The sequence below is a fragment of the Streptomyces sp. NPDC042201 genome (genome assembly GCF_055582185.1).
Genome location: NZ_JBVJDS010000009.1, coordinates 98,137 through 114,286 on the forward strand (window position 1 = coordinate 98,137; position 16,150 = coordinate 114,286).

Consider the following 16,150-nt stretch of genomic DNA (forward strand, 5'->3'; position numbering starts at 1 on the left):
CGGTGGTGAACCTCGCGCTACGCCCAGCGGCGCTCTCCGGGTGGAGAAGGGTATCGGTTCCTGCCCGCGCTCCGGGCACCGCCGCACGCCGCGTTCATGACGATGCGCTTGTGGAGGGAGCGGAGGGAGCGGACGGAGTCGAGGGAGTGGACGGAAGTGTCTTCCGTCGACCGTCCGCGCCGTGTCACGGCGACAGCCCGCGGCGCCCGTTACCCCCGGTCGGAGGCGACGGCGCCGCCGGAAGCGGTGGCGTCGCGCGGCGCAACCTTCGCGCGAGTCATTCCCTGACCGCGACTAGTCGGCTAGCTTCAGGCGTCGCAGTCGCTCCACCTCTCCTTCCCGGGCGGAACCAACATGACTCGCGCCATATCTCTGAACAGCGTCAGCAAGGTGTACGGACGGGCCACCCGCGCCGTCGACAGATTCTCGCTCGACATAGCGCCGGGCGAGTTCGTGGTGCTGCTCGGCCCCTCGGGCTGCGGCAAGTCGACGGTGCTCAGAATGATCGCCGGTCTTGAGGACATCACCGACGGCGAACTGCTCCTCGACGGCGAGTACTCCAACCTCATGCCACCGCGAGAACGCGGCATGGCCATGGTGTTCCAGAACTTCGCGCTCTATCCGAGCATGACCAACCGCGACAACATCGGGTTTCCGCTCCGGCTGGAGAACCCGCGCGAGGACAACACGGAGCGCGTCGAGGCCACCGCCAGAATGCTCGGCATCGAGAGCGTGCTCGACCGCTATCCGAGCCAGCTCTCCGGGGGCGAGCGCCAGCGGGTCGCGATGGGGCGGGCCATCTCCCGGCGGCCCTCGGTCTTCCTGATGGATGAGCCGCTGTCCAATCTCGACGCGAAGCTGCGCAACCATCTGCGCGCCGAGATCGCCCAGCTCACCCAGGAAATGGGCGTCACCACCGTCTATGTGACGCACGATCAGGCCGAGGCGATGTCGCTCGGCGACCGGGTCGCCGTGATGCGCGGCGGAGTGCTCCAGCAGGTCAGCGCGCCGCGCGAGGTGTACGCGCTGCCGGAGAACGTGTTCGTCGCCGCGTTCATCGGCACGCCGCGTATCAATCTGCTCCAGGCCGTGGTGTACGCGCCGCTGGAGGGACGGATGTCGATCGACCTCGGCAGGCAGCGGCTTCCGCTGCCGGAACCCCTCAGCTCCGACCACCAGTTGCTCCGTATCCAGCAGGGCCGGCAGGTCATCGTCGGTCTGCGGTCCGAGGCGGCCCGTATCGCACCGCCGAGCCAGGCCCGGCCCGGTGAGGTGGCGCTGAGCGGCATCGTCGAGCACGTGGAGTACCAGGGTCATGAGGCGCTGGTGCATCTCAACACCGGCTCCCGGCCCGCGGTGGTGACCGATCTCGAATCCCCCCGGCCCAAGCCCGCTCCGCGCCGCCGCAGAAGCGGACCCAGCGTGCTGGAACGGCTCAGGGAGCGCGCGGGCGGGCATGTCAGCGGACCGGTCGTGGTGCTCGACGAGCCGGAGAGGCCGGCCACCCACAGCCCCGACCGGCCCGCCATCGCGGCGAGCGATCTGGTCGTCCGCACCGGCCCCGACATGCGGCTGCGGACGGGCGCCCAGGTGCCGCTGCTGGTCGATCTCGCGCATCTGTACGTCTTCGACCACTACGGCCGCCGGATCTGCCCCGCACCCAGGGACCTGCCGGGCTTCGACAGCTGAGCCGCGTATGCCGTCAGCTGAGCCGCGTACGCCGTCAGCCGGGCCGCTCTGGCGCCGAAAAACTAACACCGCTAGTTTGGGTGCGACGGCAGTGTGGTCGCGTACGGCGACGGCGGCTCGGCAGGCCCGGAGGGAATGGCGATGAAGGCATACGACGGGATGTACATCGGCGGACGGTGGCGGCCCGCGGCGGGGACGGACACGATCGATGTCGTGAACCCGGCGAACGAGCGGGTCATCGCCACCGTCCCGGCCGGTACGGCGGAGGACATCGACGCCGCCGTACGGGCGGCCAGGGCGGCCTTCCCCGGCTGGGCCGCCACCCCGCCGGCCGAGCGCGCGGCGTACATCGCCGCCCTGCGCGACGCCATGGCGGCCCGCGCGGACGAGATCGCCGAGACCGTCACGGCCGAGCTCGGCTCGCCCATCGGCCTGTCCCGCAAGGTGCACGCGGGCGCGCCGATCGCGGTCGCGGGTTCCTACGCGGAGCTGGCCGCCACGTACCCCTTCGAGGAGAAGGTCGGCAACTCCACCGTGCTGCTGGAGCCGGTGGGGGTCGTCGGCGCGATCACGCCGTGGAACTACCCGCTGCACCAGATCGTGGCGAAGGTCGGCCCCGCCCTGGCGGCGGGCTGCACGGTCGTCGTCAAGCCCGCCGAGGACACCCCGCTGGTCGCGCGGCTCTTCGCCGAGCTGGTCCATGAAGCCGGCCTGCCCGCCGGTGTCTTCAATCTCGTCACCGGCCTCGGCCCGGTCGCCGGGCAGGCCCTCGCCGAGCACGAGGGCGTCGACCTGGTCTCCTTCACCGGCTCCACCGCGGTCGGCAAGCGGATCGGCGCCACCGCGGGCGCCGCCGTCAAGCGGGTCGCCCTGGAGCTGGGCGGCAAGTCCGCCAATGTGATCCTGCCGAGCGCCGATCTCGCCAAGGCCGTCAAGGTCGGCGTCGCCAATGTGATGTCCAACTCGGGCCAGACATGCAGCGCCTGGACCCGGATGCTGGTCCACACCGACCAGTACGACGAGGCCGTGGAGCTGGCGAGGACCGCGGCCGGCGGCTACCTCGCGGGCGACCCCCACGACACCGCGAACCGCCTCGGCCCGGTCGTCAACGCGAAACAGCGGGCACGGGTACGTGGCTACATAGAAAAGGGCATCAAGGAAGGCGCCACGCTCGTCACCGGCGGCCCCGAGGCCCCGCACGCGACCGGCTACTACATCGCGCCGACCGTCTTCGCCGAGGTCACGCCCGAGATGACCATCGCGCAGGAGGAGATCTTCGGACCGGTCCTCTCCCTCCTGCGGTACGAGGACGAGGCAGACGCGCTCCGTATCGCCAACGGCACCGTCTACGGCCTCGCGGGCGCGGTCTGGGCCGGGGACGAGAGCGAGGCCGTGGCCTTCGCACGCCGGATGGACACCGGACAGGTCGACATCAACGGCGGCCGCTTCAACCCGCTCGCGCCCTTCGGCGGCTACAAACAGTCGGGCGTCGGCCGCGAACTGGGCGCGCACGGGCTCGCCGAGTACCTCCAGACCAAGTCCCTCCAGTTCTGAGCCGGGAAGAGAAACCCATGGTCCGCGCCGCCATCCTGCCCGCCGTCGGAGCCCCGCTGGAGATCGCCGGGATCGAGCTTCCCGAGCCCGGTCCCGGCCGGGTACGGGTACGCCTCGCCGCCGCCGGTGTCTGTCACTCCGATCTGTCCCTGTCCAACGGCACGATGCGGGTGCCGGTACCCGCCGTCCTCGGCCACGAGGGAGCCGGCACGGTCGTCTCCGTGGGCGAGGGCGTCACCCATGTGGCGCCCGGCGACGGCGTCGTCCTCAACTGGGCCCCGTCCTGCGGGATCTGCCACCCGTGCTCGATCGGTGAGGTCTGGCTCTGCGCCGACGCGCTCGTGGGCGCGGCGGGCATCCATGCCCGTACGGCCGACGGCACGGAACTCCACCCCGGCCTGAATGTCGGGGCGTTCGCCGAGGAGACCGTCGTCGCCGCGAACTGCGTCCTGCCGCTGCCGGACGGCATTCCGCTGACCGACGCCGCCCTGCTCGGCTGCGCGGTCCTCACCGGCTACGGCGCCGTCCACCACTCCGCACGGGTCCGCGCGGGCGAGTCCGTGGTGGTCCTCGGCGTCGGCGGGGTCGGCCTGGCCGTCCTCCAGTCCGCCAGGATCGCCGGGGCCTCGACCGTCATCGCCGTCGATGTCTCCCCGGAGAAGGAGGCCCTGGCGCGTGCGGCGGGGGCCACCGAGTATCTGGTCGCCTCCGGCACCACCGCCAAGGAGGTCCGCGGGCTGACCGGCGGCCGGGGCGCCGATGTGGCCGTCGAGTGCGTCGGCCGCGCCGCCACCATCCGTACCGCCTGGGACGCCACCCGGCGCGGCGGCCGTACGACGGTCGTCGGCATCGGCGGCAAGGACCAGCAGGTCACCTTCAACGCCCTGGAGCTGTTCCACTGGGGCCGTACGCTCTCCGGCTGCGTCTACGGCAACAGCGACCCCGCCAAGGACCTGCCGGTGCTCGCGGAACACATCAGGGCCGGACGGTTCGACCTGGGCGCCATGGTCACCGAACGGATCGGTCTCGACGGCATCCCCGCCGCCTTCGAGAACATGCTGGCCGGCCGGGGAGGCCGCGCCCTGGTCGTGTTCTAGTGCCGCTCAGGGCCTGAGCCGGTCTGGAGCCGGTCTAGGCGCTCGGCCGGCCGGCCTCGGCGTTCCCTTCCGCCGCGCTTCCCGCCGCCGTACCGCCGTCGTTGCGCGCCACGACGGTGGACCGGCGGGGACGCGACCGGGCCACCGCCACCCCGGCCAGGCACAGCGCGCCGCCCCCGAGCGTGAGCGCGCCGGGGATCTCGTCGAGGGCCAGCCAGGCCATCAGGACGACCAGCGCGGGGACCGCGTACGTCGTCGCGCCCATCCGCCCCGCCGTCGTACGGGCCAGGGCGTAGGCCCAGGTCGTGAATGCCAGCGCGGTCGGGAACACGCCGAGATACACCATGTTGAGCGTGGCCGACAGCGGGGCACTGCCGGCCTCGTGGACCAGCTGTCCCGCGAACGGCAGACAGCCGGCCGCGCCGATCAGACAGCCGAAGGTCGTCACCTGGAGCGCGCTCGCCCGCGCCAGCGCGGGCTTCTGCGCCACCACTCCGCCCGCGTACGCCACCGCCGCCAGCAGGCACAGCAGCACCCCCAGCACCGAGGCATGGCCCTCGCCCGACATCGAGAGACCCACGGCCACCGCGCCCGCGAACGACACCGCCATGCCCGCGAGCAGCCGTGGCGGCAGACTCTCGCCCAGCAGCCGTGCGCCGAGCAGGGCGATGAGGATCGGTCCGATGTTCACCACCATCGCCGCCGTGCCCGCGTCGACCTCCTGCTCGCCCCAGTTGAGCACCACCATGTAGACGCCGAACCAGAGCAGCCCCGATATCGCGATACCGCGCCAGGCGGCGCGCGGGGGCAGTCCCTCGCGCCGTACCAGACAGACCAGACCGAGGGTGAGAGCGCCGGCGAGCAGCCGGCCGAGGGCCAGCGCGCCGGGGGAGTAGGCGGTGCCCGCGCTGCGGATCGACACGAAGGCCGAGGCCCAGAGCACGACCGTCACACCGGCGGCGGCCAGGGGCAGCCAGGTCGCGCGGGAGGACGGGGAAGCCGGCGGCGGGGAGCCGGCCTGCGAGGAGGATGTCATGGGGTGAACGTACGCGGACGGAGCTTCGGTCCTCACCGCAATATCGCGTGCTCCGGGTGTGCCGTACTCCCAGGACGCGTCAGGGATGGTTCGGCGTGGGCCCAGGCATGGTGCCGGGCCGCTCGCACCGGTCGTACTGGAGGGACAGGCCGTCGAGCAGCGCCCGCAGACCCGTCTCGAAGGAGCCCTCGTCCACCTGCTGCTGCCGTTCGGCGAGCAGATGGGCCTGGCCGAGGTGCGGATAGTCGGCCGGGTCGTACGCCGCCGCGTCGTCGACGAAGCCCAGGGCGAACGAGCCGAGCGCGGAGCCGGTGATGAAGTACCGCATCAGGGCGCCAATATGGGTGGCCTGGGCGGCCGGCCAGCCGGCCCGGACCATCGCGCCGAACACGGCGTCAGCGACCCGCAGGCCCGCCGGGCGGCGGCCGGGGCCCCGGGCGAGGACCGGCACGATGTGCGGGTGGGCGGTGAGGGCCGCGCGGTAGGAGACGGCCCAGTCGTGCAGCGCGGTGTGCCAGTCACGGCCGTCGCTCTCCTCGAACATCGACAGATCGACCTGGGCGCTGACCGCGTCGGCGACGGCTTCGAGGATCTCGTCCTTGGTGCGGAAGTGGTTGTAGAGGGACGGACCGCTCACCCCCAGCTCCGCGGCGAGCCGGCGGGTGGAGACCGCTTCGAGGCCCTCGGCGTCCACGAGCGCGCTCGCCGTCACGACGATGCGTTCTCTGCTGAGCAGGGGCTTGCGCGGTCTGGCCATGGCGCACATAGTAGGGCCTGCCGACTGGAAACTAGCAGTGCTAATTAAAGGTCTGACCGAAGGGCGGGGTGCCGACCGTGGATCTGGGGCTGAGCGAGGAGCAGGAGGCCGTACGCAGGCTCGCCGAGGACTTCGTCGACCGCGAGGTCACTCCGTTCGCCGTCGACTGGGACCGGGACGAGAGCGTCGACCGGGCGATCGTCGGGAAGCTGGGCGCGCTGGGCTTCCTCGGGCTGACCGTGCCCGAGGAGTACGGCGGCTCGGGCGGCGACCACTTCGCGTACTGCCTGGTCACGGAGGAGCTGGGGCGCGGCGACTCCTCCGTGCGGGGCATCGTCTCCGTCTCGCTCGGTCTGGTCGCGAAAACCATCCTGGCCTGGGGGGACGAGGAGCAGAAGCGCGCGTGGCTGCCACGGCTGGCCTCCGGCGAGGCCATCGGCTGCTTCGGGCTCACCGAGCCCGGCACGGGCTCCGACGCGGGCAGCCTGACGACGAAAGCCGTACGGGACGGCGGGGACTGGGTCGTCAACGGCTCCAAGATGTTCATCACCAACGGCACCTGGGCCGATGTCGTCCTGCTCTTCGCGCGGACCAATGACACCCCCGGGCACAAGGGCATCTCCGCCTTTCTCGTGCCGGCCGACAGCCCCGGGCTGACCCGCCGCACCCTGCACGGCAAGCTCGGTCTGCGCGGCCAGGCCACCGCGGAGCTGGTCCTCGAAGAGGTCCGGGTGCCGGCCACCGCCCTGCTGGGCCCGGAGGGCAAGGGCTTCTCCCTCGCCATGTCCGCGCTCGCCAAGGGCCGGATGTCGGTCGCCGCCGGCTGCGTCGGGATCGCGCGGGCGGCCCTCGAAGCGGCCGTGGGATACGCGGCGGAGCGCGAGCAGTTCGGCAAGTCCATCGCCCACTACCAGCTGGTCCAGGAACTGATCAGCGACATCGCGGTCGATGTGGACGCGGCCAGGCTGCTGACCTGGCGGGTGGCGGATCTGATCGACCGCGGCGAGGAGTTCGCTACGGCCGCCTCCAAGGCCAAGCTCTTCGCCTCCGAGGCCGCCGTACGCGCCGCCAACAACGCCCTCCAGGTCTTCGGCGGCTACGGCTACATCGACGAGTACCCGGTCGGCAAACTGCTGCGCGACGCCCGGGTGATGACGCTGTACGAGGGCACCAGCCAGATCCAGAAGCTGATCATCGGGCGGGCGCTGACGGGGGTTTCGGCCTTCTGAGTACGATCTGAGTACGGATGCGGATGTGGTCCGCGCCCCGGCGGCCGATGCTGCCGCTATGACTGATTCTCCCGTCAAACACCAGAACACGGCGGCGTTCTACGGACAGGCCGTCATCTCCTTCGCCCTCGCCCTGGCGGCCGTGACCATCGGCATCCTCAAGCTCGACGCCAGCGCGTGGGTACGGGGCTTCCTCGGCATCGCCGTCCTCTATCTGACGACCTCGGCGTTCACGCTGGCCAAGGTGGTCAGGGACCGGCAGGAGGCCGGACAGATCGTCAGCCGGGTCGACCAGGCCCGGCTGGAGAAGATGCTCGCCGAGCACGACCCCTTCCAGAAGCTCTGACCCCCGAGGCGAGAAGCTCTGACCCCGGGGCTCCGATCCGGAGGTCCGTCGTCACCGGCACTAAGCGCTTGCTCAGCTTCGGGGTATGGTGTCCGTCCTGCCGAGTGGAAGGGGCGAGCGATGCGTACGGCGGAGCAGACGGCGGACGGTGAGAACGCGCCGTGGGGCGAGGTCACCCCGGAGGCGGCCAGAAAGCTGCTGGTCGCCGCCGTCGAGGCGTTCGCCGAGCGCGGGTATCACGCCACCACCACCCGCGATATCGCGGGACGCGCGGGGATGAGCCCGGCGGCGCTCTATATCCACTACAAGACCAAGGAAGAGCTGCTCCACCGGATCAGCAGGATCGGCCACGACAAGGCCCTGGAGATCCTGACGGCCGCGGCCGACGGGGAGGGCACGGCGGCGGAGCGGCTCGCCGAGGCCGTACGCTCCTTCGTCCGCTGGCACGCGGAGCGGCACACCACGGCGCGGGTCGTCCAGTACGAGCTGGACGCGCTCGGCGACGAGCACCGCGTGGAGATCGTCGAGCTGCGGCGGCGCAGTGACGCCGTCGTACGGCGCATCCTGGGCGACGGCGTACGGGACGGGGAGTTCGACGTCCCCGATGTACCGGGCACCACCCTCGCGGTGCTGTCGCTCTGCATCGATGTGGCGCGCTGGTTCAACGCGGCGGGGCGGCGGACGCCCGACGAGGTCGGCGCGCTCTACGCCGACCTCGTCCTGCGCATGGTCGCGGTGCGGACATAGCCTCGCGCCGCAAGCGGCCCGGCGGGAGGCGGCCGCGCCCCGGCTCGGAGATGGCTCAGCGAGGGCTCAGAGATAGAAGCGGGACACGGACTCCGCCACACAGGCCGGCTTGTCGCCGCCTTCGCGCTCGATCGTGACGAGCGTGGTGATCTGGACGCCACCGCCACCGACATCCTCGACGCCCTTCAGGACGGCCGACGCGCGCAGCCGGGAGCCGACGGGCACGGGCGAGGGGAAACGGACCTTGTTGGTCCCGTAGTTGATGCCCATCTTCACGTTCTCGACCCGCATGATCTGCGGTACGAGCACCGGCAGCAGGGACAGCGTCAGATAGCCGTGCGCGATCGTGGTGCCGAACGGCCCCGCCGCGGCCCGCTCCGGGTCCACATGGATCCACTGGTGGTCGCCGGTGGCGTCGGCGAAGAGGTCGATCCGCTTCTGGTCGATCTCCAGCCAGTCGCTGTGACCCAGCTGCTCGCCGACCCCGGCGCGCAGCTCCTCGGCGGAGGTGAAGATCCTCGGCTCAGCCATGTCCCTGTTCCCTGCCTCTCAAGCCCGTCAAGCGTCCACCGCGCATGTCTAAGCGCTTGCTCAGCATGGGTGGGCGGGCGCGCTCCTGTCAACGCGGACACCGGTCCTGGACGGCGGGTCCTGACAGTCCTGGACGGCGGACCCTGACAGTCCTGGACGGCGGGCCCTGACAGTAGGCTTCGAGGGGTGCCGCAGATTCCGGAGAAGATCCATGAGCTCACCGTCGGCCAGCTGTCCGCGCGCAGTGGCGCCGCGGTGTCGGCCCTGCACTTCTACGAGTCCAAGGGGCTGATCAGCAGCCGCCGGACGAGCGGCAACCAGCGCCGCTACGGCCGGGACGCGCTGCGCCGCGTGGCGTTCGTGCGCGCCGCCCAGCGGGTGGGTATCCCGCTCGCGACGATCAGGGACGCCCTGGCCGAGCTCCCCGAGGAACGCACCCCGAACCGCCATGACTGGGCCCGGCTCTCCGAAGCCTGGCGCTCGGAGCTGGACGAGCGGATCAGACAGCTGGGCCGCCTCAGGGACCATCTGACGGACTGCATCGGCTGCGGCTGCCTCTCCCTGGAGACCTGCGTCCTCTCCAACCCGGACGATGTCTTCGGCGACCGTATGACGGGTTCCCGCCTCCTCCCGGAACGCCTCCCGGAACGCCTCCCGGAACGCCGCGCACCGCGGGAGCCGGGGGGCTCCTGACGGCCGCGCGCGGCCGTAGCGGTAGCGGCGACGGCCGCCCGGTCACCGCCGGCGCCGCGGGGGCGCACCGGCTCCGGGGCCCGCCCCCACACGTCTCATGCCACTGATGCCAGTTCCTTCAGACGCACCCGCTTCGCCCGGTCCAGGGCCTCGGATGTGAGAACCGGCTGCGGTACGACAATGCCGCAGCCCATACAGACCGGCCCCGACCACGGCTCGTGGGACAGGTCGGGGCGCCAGACGATTCCGCGCTCCGCGCACACCGGGCAGCTCGCTCCCGGCCCCGTCTCCAGGCCGGCGATCAGCCGGCGCAGCACCTCGGCGAGCGACTCCGACGGGTGGACCGCCGGATCGTCGCACCGGGCGACACCGTTGCCGCCCCAAGTCCGCCGGTGCCAGTCGTCGAAGCTCCCGGGCCGTCGTAGCCCGTCATGCTTCTCCCGCTTGCGCCGCTCCGCGAACTCCATCTCGTACGTGAGCCATACGGCCCGCGCCTCCTCCAGTTCATCCAGCGCGGCCATCAGCCGCGCCGGGTCGGGCGCCCTGTCCTCGGGTTCGATGCTGTGCCTCGCGCACAGATGATCCCAGGTCGCCCGGTGCCCATAAGGGGCAAACCGCTCCAGGCACTTGCGCAGTGAATACCGTCGCAAGGCCAGATCGCACCGCGGGTCACGCACCTGTCTCGCAAGACTCCGGAATCCGGCCACCGCCGCCACCTCCGTCGCTGGTACTTCGGCGTTGTGGAATGGACGTACGCCTGCCCCATTCGGCTCCATCAAAAAACAGATCGCGTCCACGAGTCCGGCATACCGCCCGATATCGAGCAGAATTCGAAGGCGATTCTCAGGAATCCCCTTGTGGTGATTCGGAAAAGGTGACTGATGTTCACCTTACTGAGCGGTCACACCATCAGTAACCTCCGGCGCACCGGCCTCCCCGAGGAGCACCCATGCCACGACGCACCGGAAGACTTACCAGCGCCACCGCCGCCGCGGTGTTCGCGCTGGGCGCCGCCCTGCTGACGCCCCTGCCGCAGGCGGCCGCCGACCCCGCACGCGCACCCGCCACCGGATCCGGCGCCCTGTCCGGCGCCAGGGCGGCCGCCGACCCGGTCACCGACCACTGCCAGGGCCAGTGCGACGACATCCTGCCGCCCGGCCAGAACGGAAACGCCACCCTCGCCGACATCCTCGCCCACCAACTCCTGGGCACCTATCCCGCGCATGCCTCCGACCAACTCGGCCGGTACGACGCGCTGGTGGCGGGCCACGGCGGGCTCACCGACGAGAAGCTCACCGACTTCTTCAACGACTCCTCCTTCGGCGTCCCCGGGAACCAGATCGAATCCGTCACCGCCCCGCGCGAGGACGTCACGATCACCCGCGACAAGAAGACCGGCGTCCCGCACATCAAGGGCACCACCCGCTACGGCACCGAGTTCGGCGCCGGCTACGCCGCGGGACAGGACCGGCTCTGGATGATGGATCTCTTCCGTCATATCGGCCGGGGCGAGCTGACCTCCTTCGCGGGCGGCGCGCTCGGCAACCAGGGCCTGGAGCAGCAGTTCTGGCCCTCGGCGCCGTACACCGAAGCCGACTACGAGGCCCAGGTGGAACGGATCAGGACCACCGAGGGCGAGCGCGGCGCGCTGGCCATGGCCGACGCGCAGGCGTACATCGACGGCATCAACGCCTACCGCCAGAAGGCCAAGGACGGCCGCTACTTCCCGGGCGAGTACGTCCTCACCGGCAAGATCGACGCGATCACCAACATCGGCGAGATCCAGCCGTTCAAGATCACCGACCTGATCTCCATCGCGTCCGTCGTCGGCGGCCAGTTCGGCGGCGGAGGCGGCGGCGAGGTGCAGGCCGCCCTCTCGCTCCTCGCCGCGCAGCAGAAGTACGGCGTCGTCAAGGGCACCGAGGTCTGGGAGTCCTTCCGCCAGCGCGACGACCCCGAGGCCGTCCTCACCGTCCACGACGGCACGAGTTTCCCGTACGCGCAGAAGCCGGCGCAGCCCCGCGGCACCGCCCTGCCCGACGCGGGCTCGGTCCAGGCCGAGCAGCTCGTGTACGACAAGACCGGCTCGGCCGGCACCAACGCGAAGGCCCCGGTCATCGCCCCGGCGAAACTCAAGCCCGCCCAGGGCATCTTCGACGACGGCGTCGTCCCCTCGGGATCGCTCAACGCCAAACGCGGGATGTCCAACGCCCTGCTGGTCTCCGGCGAGCACACCGCGAGCGGCAACCCCGTCGCCGTCTTCGGCCCGCAGACCGGCTATTTCGCGCCACAGCTGATGATGCTCCAGGAACTCCAGGGCCCCGGGATCAGCGCCCGCGGTGTCGCCTTCGCCGGCGTCGGGATGTATGTCCAGATGGGCCGCGGCCAGGACTACGCCTGGAGCGCCACCTCGGCGGGCCAGGACATCACCGACACGTACGCCATCGAGCTGTGCGAGCCCGACGGCTCGGCGGCCACCAAGGCGTCCACGCACTACCTCTACCGCTCCGTCTGCACCCCGATGGAGAAGATGGAACGCAGAAACTCCTGGAAGCCGACCGTCGCCGACTCCACCGCGGCGGGCTCGTACCGGCTCCAGGTCTTCCGTACCAAGTACGGCATGGTCACGCACCGCGCGACGGTCGGCGGCAAGCCCGTGGCGTACACCTCGCTGCGCACCACCTACCGGCACGAGGCCGACTCGATCATCGGCTTCCAGATGCTCAACGACCCCGCCTACACCAAGAACGCCGCCTCCTTCCAGCGGGCCGCCGAGAACATCGACTACGCCTTCAACTGGTTCTACGCGGACTCCCGCACCGCCGCCTACTTCAACAGCGGCATGAACCCGGTGCGGGCGGGCGGCGTCGACCCGGCGCTGCCGGTCAAGGCCGAGCAGGCGTACGAATGGCGGGGCTACGACCCGGCGTACAACACCGCCGCCTACACGCCCTTCTCCCAGCATCCGCAGTCCGTCGGCCAGGACTACTACATCTCCTGGAACAACCGGCAGGCCAAGGGGTACGACGCGGCCGGGTTCGGCTTCGGCGCGGTGCACCGCGCCGATCTGCTCGACGACCGGGTCCAGGCGCTGGTGAAGCAGGGCGGGGTCACCCGCGCCTCCCTCACCCGGGCGATGGCCGAGGCCGCCGTGACCGATCTGCGCGGCGAGCAGGTGCTGCCCGAGCTGCTGAAGGTGGTGCGCTCCGCGCCCGTCACCGATCCGCAGCTGAACACCGCCGTGCAGCAGCTGGAGTCCTGGCGGGCCGGCGGTTCCCCGCGCAAGGAGACCGCGCAGGGCTCGCACACCTACGGCCACTCCGCCGCCGTACGGATCATGGACGCCTGGTGGCCTCGGCTGGTCGAGGCCGAGTTCGAACCGGGGCTCGGCGACGGGCTGTACCAGGCGCTCACCGCCTCGCTCGCGATCGACGAATCACCGGCCGCGAGCCATGGGGCGACGGGCGCGCACGGCGGTTCCGCCTTCCAGTACGGCTGGTGGGGATTTGTCGACAAGGACCTCAGGCAGGTCCTCGGCGAGCCGGTACAGTCCCCGACGGCCGCCACGTACTGCGGCAACGGCGGGCTGAGCGCCTGCCGGGACACGCTGCTCACCACCCTGAAGGCGGCCGTGGCGGCGCCCGCCACCGAGGTCTATCCCGGGGACGACAACTGCTCCGCCGGGGACCAGTGGTGCACGGACGCGATCATCCACCGGGCGCTGGGCGGCATCAGCCATCCCACGGTCAACTGGCAGAACAGGCCGACCTATCAGCAGGTCGTGGAGTTCCCGTCACACCGGTGACGGTGTGATCCACGGGCCGGACCGCTCACCTCGCGGTCCGGCCCGCGTCGTCCGCCCCCTCGCGACCGACGCCCGGCGCGCACCCCGCTCCGTCCGGGCAGGCCCCTTCCCTCACCACATACCGACTGGTTAGTCTGCGTAGGTCGGCGGAGCGGCCGGCGAGAAACCGGAAGGCCGGAAGGGCAGGTCCCGATGAGTACGGTGCACGGCGCAGGGGTTGTGGTCACAGGAGCCGGCGGCGGCATCGGCGCCGCGCTCGCCCGCAGATTCGCCGCCGAGGGCGCCCGCGTGGTGGTCAACGACCTCGACGCGGCCAAGGCCAACGCGGTCGCCGCGGAGATCGGCGCCCTCGCGGTCCCCGGCGACGCCTCCCTGATCGTGGACACCGCACGCGAGGCGCTCGGCGGCGCCGTCGACATCTACTGCGCCAACGCCGGCCTCGGCGCTCCCGGCGACGCCCTGTCGGGCGAGGACGTCTGGGCGGACGCCTGGGACGTCAATGTCATGGCGCATGTCCGGGCGGTCCGCGCCCTGCTGCCCGACTGGCTGGAGCGCGGCAGCGGCCGGTTCGTCTCGACCGTCTCCGCCGCCGGTCTGCTCACCATGATCGGCGCGGCCCCGTACAGCGTCACCAAGCACGGCGCACTGGCCTACGCGGAGTGGCTCTCGCTGACCTACCGCCATCGCGGCCTCAAGGTCCACGCCATCTGCCCGCAGGGTGTCCGTACGGACATGCTCACCGCCTCCGGCAGCGCCGGCGAGCTGGTGCTCAGCTCCACCGCCATCGAGCCGGCGGCCGTCGCCGACGCCCTGTTCGCCGCCATGGCCGAGGACCGGTTCCTCGTCCTGCCGCACCCCGAGGTGGCCGGCTTCCACCAGGCACGCGCGGCCGACCCGGACCGCTGGCTGGCCACGATGAACCGCGTCCAGCAGAAGTGGGAAGGCGGCGCGCGATGACCGGATCGAGCTACGCGGCCAAGCCCTGGCTCGCCCAGCTCAGCGCGGCCCAGCGAGCCCCCGTCGACCCGCCCGCGTCCGTGGTGCACGCGTTCCGCTCCGCCGTCGCCCGGGCTCCCGAGCATCCCGCGCTCGCCTACTTCGACGGCCGGATCAGCTACCGAGAAGCCGATGAGCTGTCCGACTCCGTGGCCGGTCACCTCGCCGCCCGGGGCCTGGAGCGCGGCGACCGGGTCGCGATCATGCTCCAGAACAGCCCGCACTTCGTCCTCGCGCTGCTCGGCGCCTGGAAGGCCGGCGCCACTGTCGTGCCGCTCAACCCCATGTACAAGTCCGCCGAGGTCGCCCATGTGCTGGCGGACGCCGAGGTGACGGCGCTGGTCTGCGCGGACCGGGCATGGGACGCGTTTCTGCGCGAGACGGCCGCGGCCTCGCCCGTACGGATCACCCTCACCGCCTGCGAACGGGATCTGCAGACCCGCGACGACAGCCGGGTCCTCGGTTTCGCGCGTCTCCCGGCGCCCGCGGACACCGACGATCTGCTGGCCGTCGCCCGGCAGGGCCTGCCCGCGCCCGCCGGACGCGACCCGGCCGCCGGCGATGTGGCGCTGATCAGCTACACGTCCGGTACGAGCGGCACCCCCAAGGGCGCCATGAACGCCCACGGCAACATCATGGTCAACGCCGAGCGCCAGCGCACCGGCCACCCCCTGGAGGAGGGCGCCTGCTACTTCGCGCTCGCGCCCCTCTTCCACATCACCGGCATGGTCTGCGAGCTCGCCGTGTGCGTCGCCAACGCGGGCACCCTGGCCCTCGCCTACCGCTTCGAACCCGGCGTGGTCCTCGATGCCTTCGCCGAGCACCGCCCCGCCTACACCGTCGGTCCCGCCACCGCCTTCATGGCGCTCGCCGCCCACCCGGACGTCACCCGCGACCACTTCAGCTCCTTCCAGGTCATCTCGTCGGGGGGTGCGCCGCTGCCGCCCGCACTGGTCGAGCGGTTCCGCGCGGCCCTCGGTCCCTACCTCCGCAACGGCTACGGACTCACCGAGTGCACCGCCCCCTGCGCCTCCGTGCCGCCGGAGAAGGAGGCCCCGGTCGACCCGGTGTCGGGCACGCTCTCCGTCGGGGTACCGGGGGCCGACACCGTCGTACGGATCATCGACGAGAAGGGCGAGGACCTGCCCTTCGGCGAGCAGGGCGAGATCGCCGTACGCGGCCCTCAGGTCGTCTCCGGCTACTGGCGGCTGCCCCGGGCGACCGCCGAGACCTTCCCCGACGGCGAACTGCGCACCGGCGACATCGGGTTCATGGACCAGGACGGCTGGCTCTATGTCGTCGACCGCAAGAAGGACATGATCAACGCCTCGGGCTTCAAGGTCTGGCCGCGCGAGGTCGAGGATGTGCTCTACACCCACCCCGCGGTGCGCGAGGCGGCCGTGGTCGGCATCCCGGACGCCTACCGCGGGGAGAGCGTGAAGGCGTACGTCAGTCTGCGCCCCGGAGCGACGGTGGAGCCCGGCGAGCTGGGCGCGTACTGCGCGGAGCGGCTCGCGGCCTACAAATACCCGCGTGAAGTGGAGATCCTGCCGGAGCTGCCCAAGACGACAAGTGGGAAGATCCTCAGGCGGGAACTGCGTTCCCACCCATAGACGGCCCGGGCGCGCACGGTGACGCGCGGGCGGGCGGTACGGAGCGAAAGGCAGGTG

Annotated in this window: 14 protein-coding genes; 10 read left to right on the forward strand and 4 right to left on the reverse strand. The window is 71.4% G+C overall.

Going from position 1 to position 16,150, the window contains the following annotated elements:
• Positions 1–354 precede the first annotated feature (354 nt).
• The 3 genes from ACZ6MZ_RS22455 (at position 355) to ACZ6MZ_RS22465 (ending at position 4,340) form a co-directional block, all read left to right on the forward strand.
• The gene (locus ACZ6MZ_RS22455) at positions 355–1,689 is read left to right on the forward strand and encodes an ABC transporter ATP-binding protein (protein WP_384182899.1); all 1,335 of its coding nucleotides are present in this window, start codon (positions 355–357) and stop codon (positions 1,687–1,689) included.
• Between the two features lie 141 nt (positions 1,690–1,830).
• Complete coding sequence (locus ACZ6MZ_RS22460; protein ID WP_469353848.1) at positions 1,831–3,243, forward strand: aldehyde dehydrogenase family protein; 1,413 nt, start codon at positions 1,831–1,833, stop codon at positions 3,241–3,243.
• Between the two features lie 17 nt (positions 3,244–3,260).
• Positions 3,261–4,340, forward strand: coding sequence for a Zn-dependent alcohol dehydrogenase (locus tag ACZ6MZ_RS22465; RefSeq protein ID WP_469353850.1), 1,080 nt, complete (start codon positions 3,261–3,263; stop codon positions 4,338–4,340).
• Positions 4,341–4,374: 34 nt separating this feature from the next.
• Here the strand turns inward: ACZ6MZ_RS22465 and ACZ6MZ_RS22470 are convergent, their stop codons facing one another.
• A complete protein-coding gene (locus ACZ6MZ_RS22470; protein ID WP_469353852.1) occupies positions 4,375–5,376 on the reverse strand; it encodes a DMT family transporter in 1,002 nt (333 codons plus the stop codon).
• A gap of 79 nt (positions 5,377–5,455) precedes the next feature.
• On the reverse strand, positions 5,456–6,133 hold the full coding sequence (locus ACZ6MZ_RS22475) for a TetR/AcrR family transcriptional regulator (protein ID WP_469353854.1): 678 nt from the start codon (positions 6,131–6,133) through the stop codon (positions 5,456–5,458).
• A 77-nt stretch (positions 6,134–6,210) separates the two neighbouring features.
• Between ACZ6MZ_RS22475 and ACZ6MZ_RS22480 the strand changes: the two genes are divergently transcribed.
• The 3 genes from ACZ6MZ_RS22480 to ACZ6MZ_RS22490 all read left to right on the forward strand — a co-directional run bounded on the left by ACZ6MZ_RS22480 (position 6,211) and on the right by ACZ6MZ_RS22490 (position 8,455).
• On the forward strand, positions 6,211–7,362 hold the full coding sequence (locus tag ACZ6MZ_RS22480; protein ID WP_469353856.1) for an acyl-CoA dehydrogenase family protein: 1,152 nt from the start codon (positions 6,211–6,213) through the stop codon (positions 7,360–7,362).
• Positions 7,363–7,420: 58 nt separating this feature from the next.
• Positions 7,421–7,708 carry a YiaA/YiaB family inner membrane protein gene (locus ACZ6MZ_RS22485; RefSeq protein ID WP_384333982.1) on the forward strand — a complete coding sequence of 96 codons (288 nt, stop codon included), beginning with the start codon at positions 7,421–7,423 and terminating at the stop codon, positions 7,706–7,708.
• Positions 7,709–7,828: 120 nt separating this feature from the next.
• Positions 7,829–8,455: a TetR/AcrR family transcriptional regulator gene (locus ACZ6MZ_RS22490; RefSeq protein WP_389791657.1), complete on the forward strand. Its 627-nt coding sequence runs from the start codon at positions 7,829–7,831 to the stop codon at positions 8,453–8,455.
• Between the two features lie 66 nt (positions 8,456–8,521).
• Here ACZ6MZ_RS22490 and ACZ6MZ_RS22495 read toward each other — a convergent pair whose 3' ends face one another.
• Positions 8,522–8,986, reverse strand: coding sequence for a MaoC family dehydratase (locus ACZ6MZ_RS22495; RefSeq protein WP_384333985.1), 465 nt, complete (start codon positions 8,984–8,986; stop codon positions 8,522–8,524).
• Positions 8,987–9,172: 186 nt separating this feature from the next.
• Here ACZ6MZ_RS22495 and soxR point away from each other — a divergent pair, with 186 nt between their 5' ends.
• A complete protein-coding gene (gene soxR / locus ACZ6MZ_RS22500) occupies positions 9,173–9,679 on the forward strand; it encodes a redox-sensitive transcriptional activator SoxR (RefSeq protein WP_469353859.1) in 507 nt (168 codons plus the stop codon).
• A 95-nt stretch (positions 9,680–9,774) separates the two neighbouring features.
• Here the strand turns inward: soxR and ACZ6MZ_RS22505 are convergent, their stop codons facing one another.
• Positions 9,775–10,386, reverse strand: coding sequence for a hypothetical protein (locus ACZ6MZ_RS22505; protein WP_469353861.1), 612 nt, complete (start codon positions 10,384–10,386; stop codon positions 9,775–9,777).
• A 242-nt stretch (positions 10,387–10,628) separates the two neighbouring features.
• Between ACZ6MZ_RS22505 and ACZ6MZ_RS22510 the strand changes: the two genes are divergently transcribed.
• From ACZ6MZ_RS22510 to ACZ6MZ_RS22520, 3 genes are all read left to right on the forward strand, one after another.
• Entirely contained in the window at positions 10,629–13,484 is a 2,856-nt protein-coding gene (locus tag ACZ6MZ_RS22510; RefSeq protein ID WP_469353863.1) for a penicillin acylase family protein, read from the forward strand.
• Between the two features lie 192 nt (positions 13,485–13,676).
• Positions 13,677–14,441, forward strand: a complete 765-nt coding sequence (locus ACZ6MZ_RS22515) for an SDR family oxidoreductase (protein WP_469353865.1) — start codon at positions 13,677–13,679, stop codon at positions 14,439–14,441.
• Positions 14,438–16,093 (forward strand): class I adenylate-forming enzyme family protein, encoded by a 1,656-nt coding sequence (locus ACZ6MZ_RS22520; protein ID WP_469353866.1) that lies wholly within the window; start codon positions 14,438–14,440, stop codon positions 16,091–16,093. The genes ACZ6MZ_RS22515 and ACZ6MZ_RS22520 overlap by 4 nt, the downstream gene beginning before the upstream one ends.
• Positions 16,094–16,150: the final 57 nt, after the last annotated feature.

Excerpts from the sequence above, each read along its gene's own strand:
- ACZ6MZ_RS22455 (WP_384182899.1), top strand. The coding sequence starts at position 355 with ATGACTCGCGCCATATCTCTGAACAGCGTCAGCAAGGTGTACGGACGG.
- ACZ6MZ_RS22460 (WP_469353848.1), top strand. The coding sequence starts at position 1,831 with ATGAAGGCATACGACGGGATGTACATCGGCGGACGGTGGCGGCCCGCG.
- ACZ6MZ_RS22465 (WP_469353850.1), top strand. The coding sequence starts at position 3,261 with ATGGTCCGCGCCGCCATCCTGCCCGCCGTCGGAGCCCCGCTGGAGATC.
- ACZ6MZ_RS22470 (WP_469353852.1), bottom strand. The coding sequence starts at position 5,376 with ATGACATCCTCCTCGCAGGCCGGCTCCCCGCCGCCGGCTTCCCCGTCC.
- ACZ6MZ_RS22475 (WP_469353854.1), bottom strand. The coding sequence starts at position 6,133 with ATGGCCAGACCGCGCAAGCCCCTGCTCAGCAGAGAACGCATCGTCGTG.
- ACZ6MZ_RS22485 (WP_384333982.1), top strand. The coding sequence starts at position 7,421 with ATGACTGATTCTCCCGTCAAACACCAGAACACGGCGGCGTTCTACGGA.
- ACZ6MZ_RS22490 (WP_389791657.1), top strand. The coding sequence starts at position 7,829 with ATGCGTACGGCGGAGCAGACGGCGGACGGTGAGAACGCGCCGTGGGGC.
- ACZ6MZ_RS22495 (WP_384333985.1), bottom strand. The coding sequence starts at position 8,986 with ATGGCTGAGCCGAGGATCTTCACCTCCGCCGAGGAGCTGCGCGCCGGG.
- ACZ6MZ_RS22510 (WP_469353863.1), top strand. The coding sequence starts at position 10,629 with ATGCCACGACGCACCGGAAGACTTACCAGCGCCACCGCCGCCGCGGTG.
- ACZ6MZ_RS22515 (WP_469353865.1), top strand. The coding sequence starts at position 13,677 with ATGAGTACGGTGCACGGCGCAGGGGTTGTGGTCACAGGAGCCGGCGGC.
- ACZ6MZ_RS22520 (WP_469353866.1), top strand. The coding sequence starts at position 14,438 with ATGACCGGATCGAGCTACGCGGCCAAGCCCTGGCTCGCCCAGCTCAGC.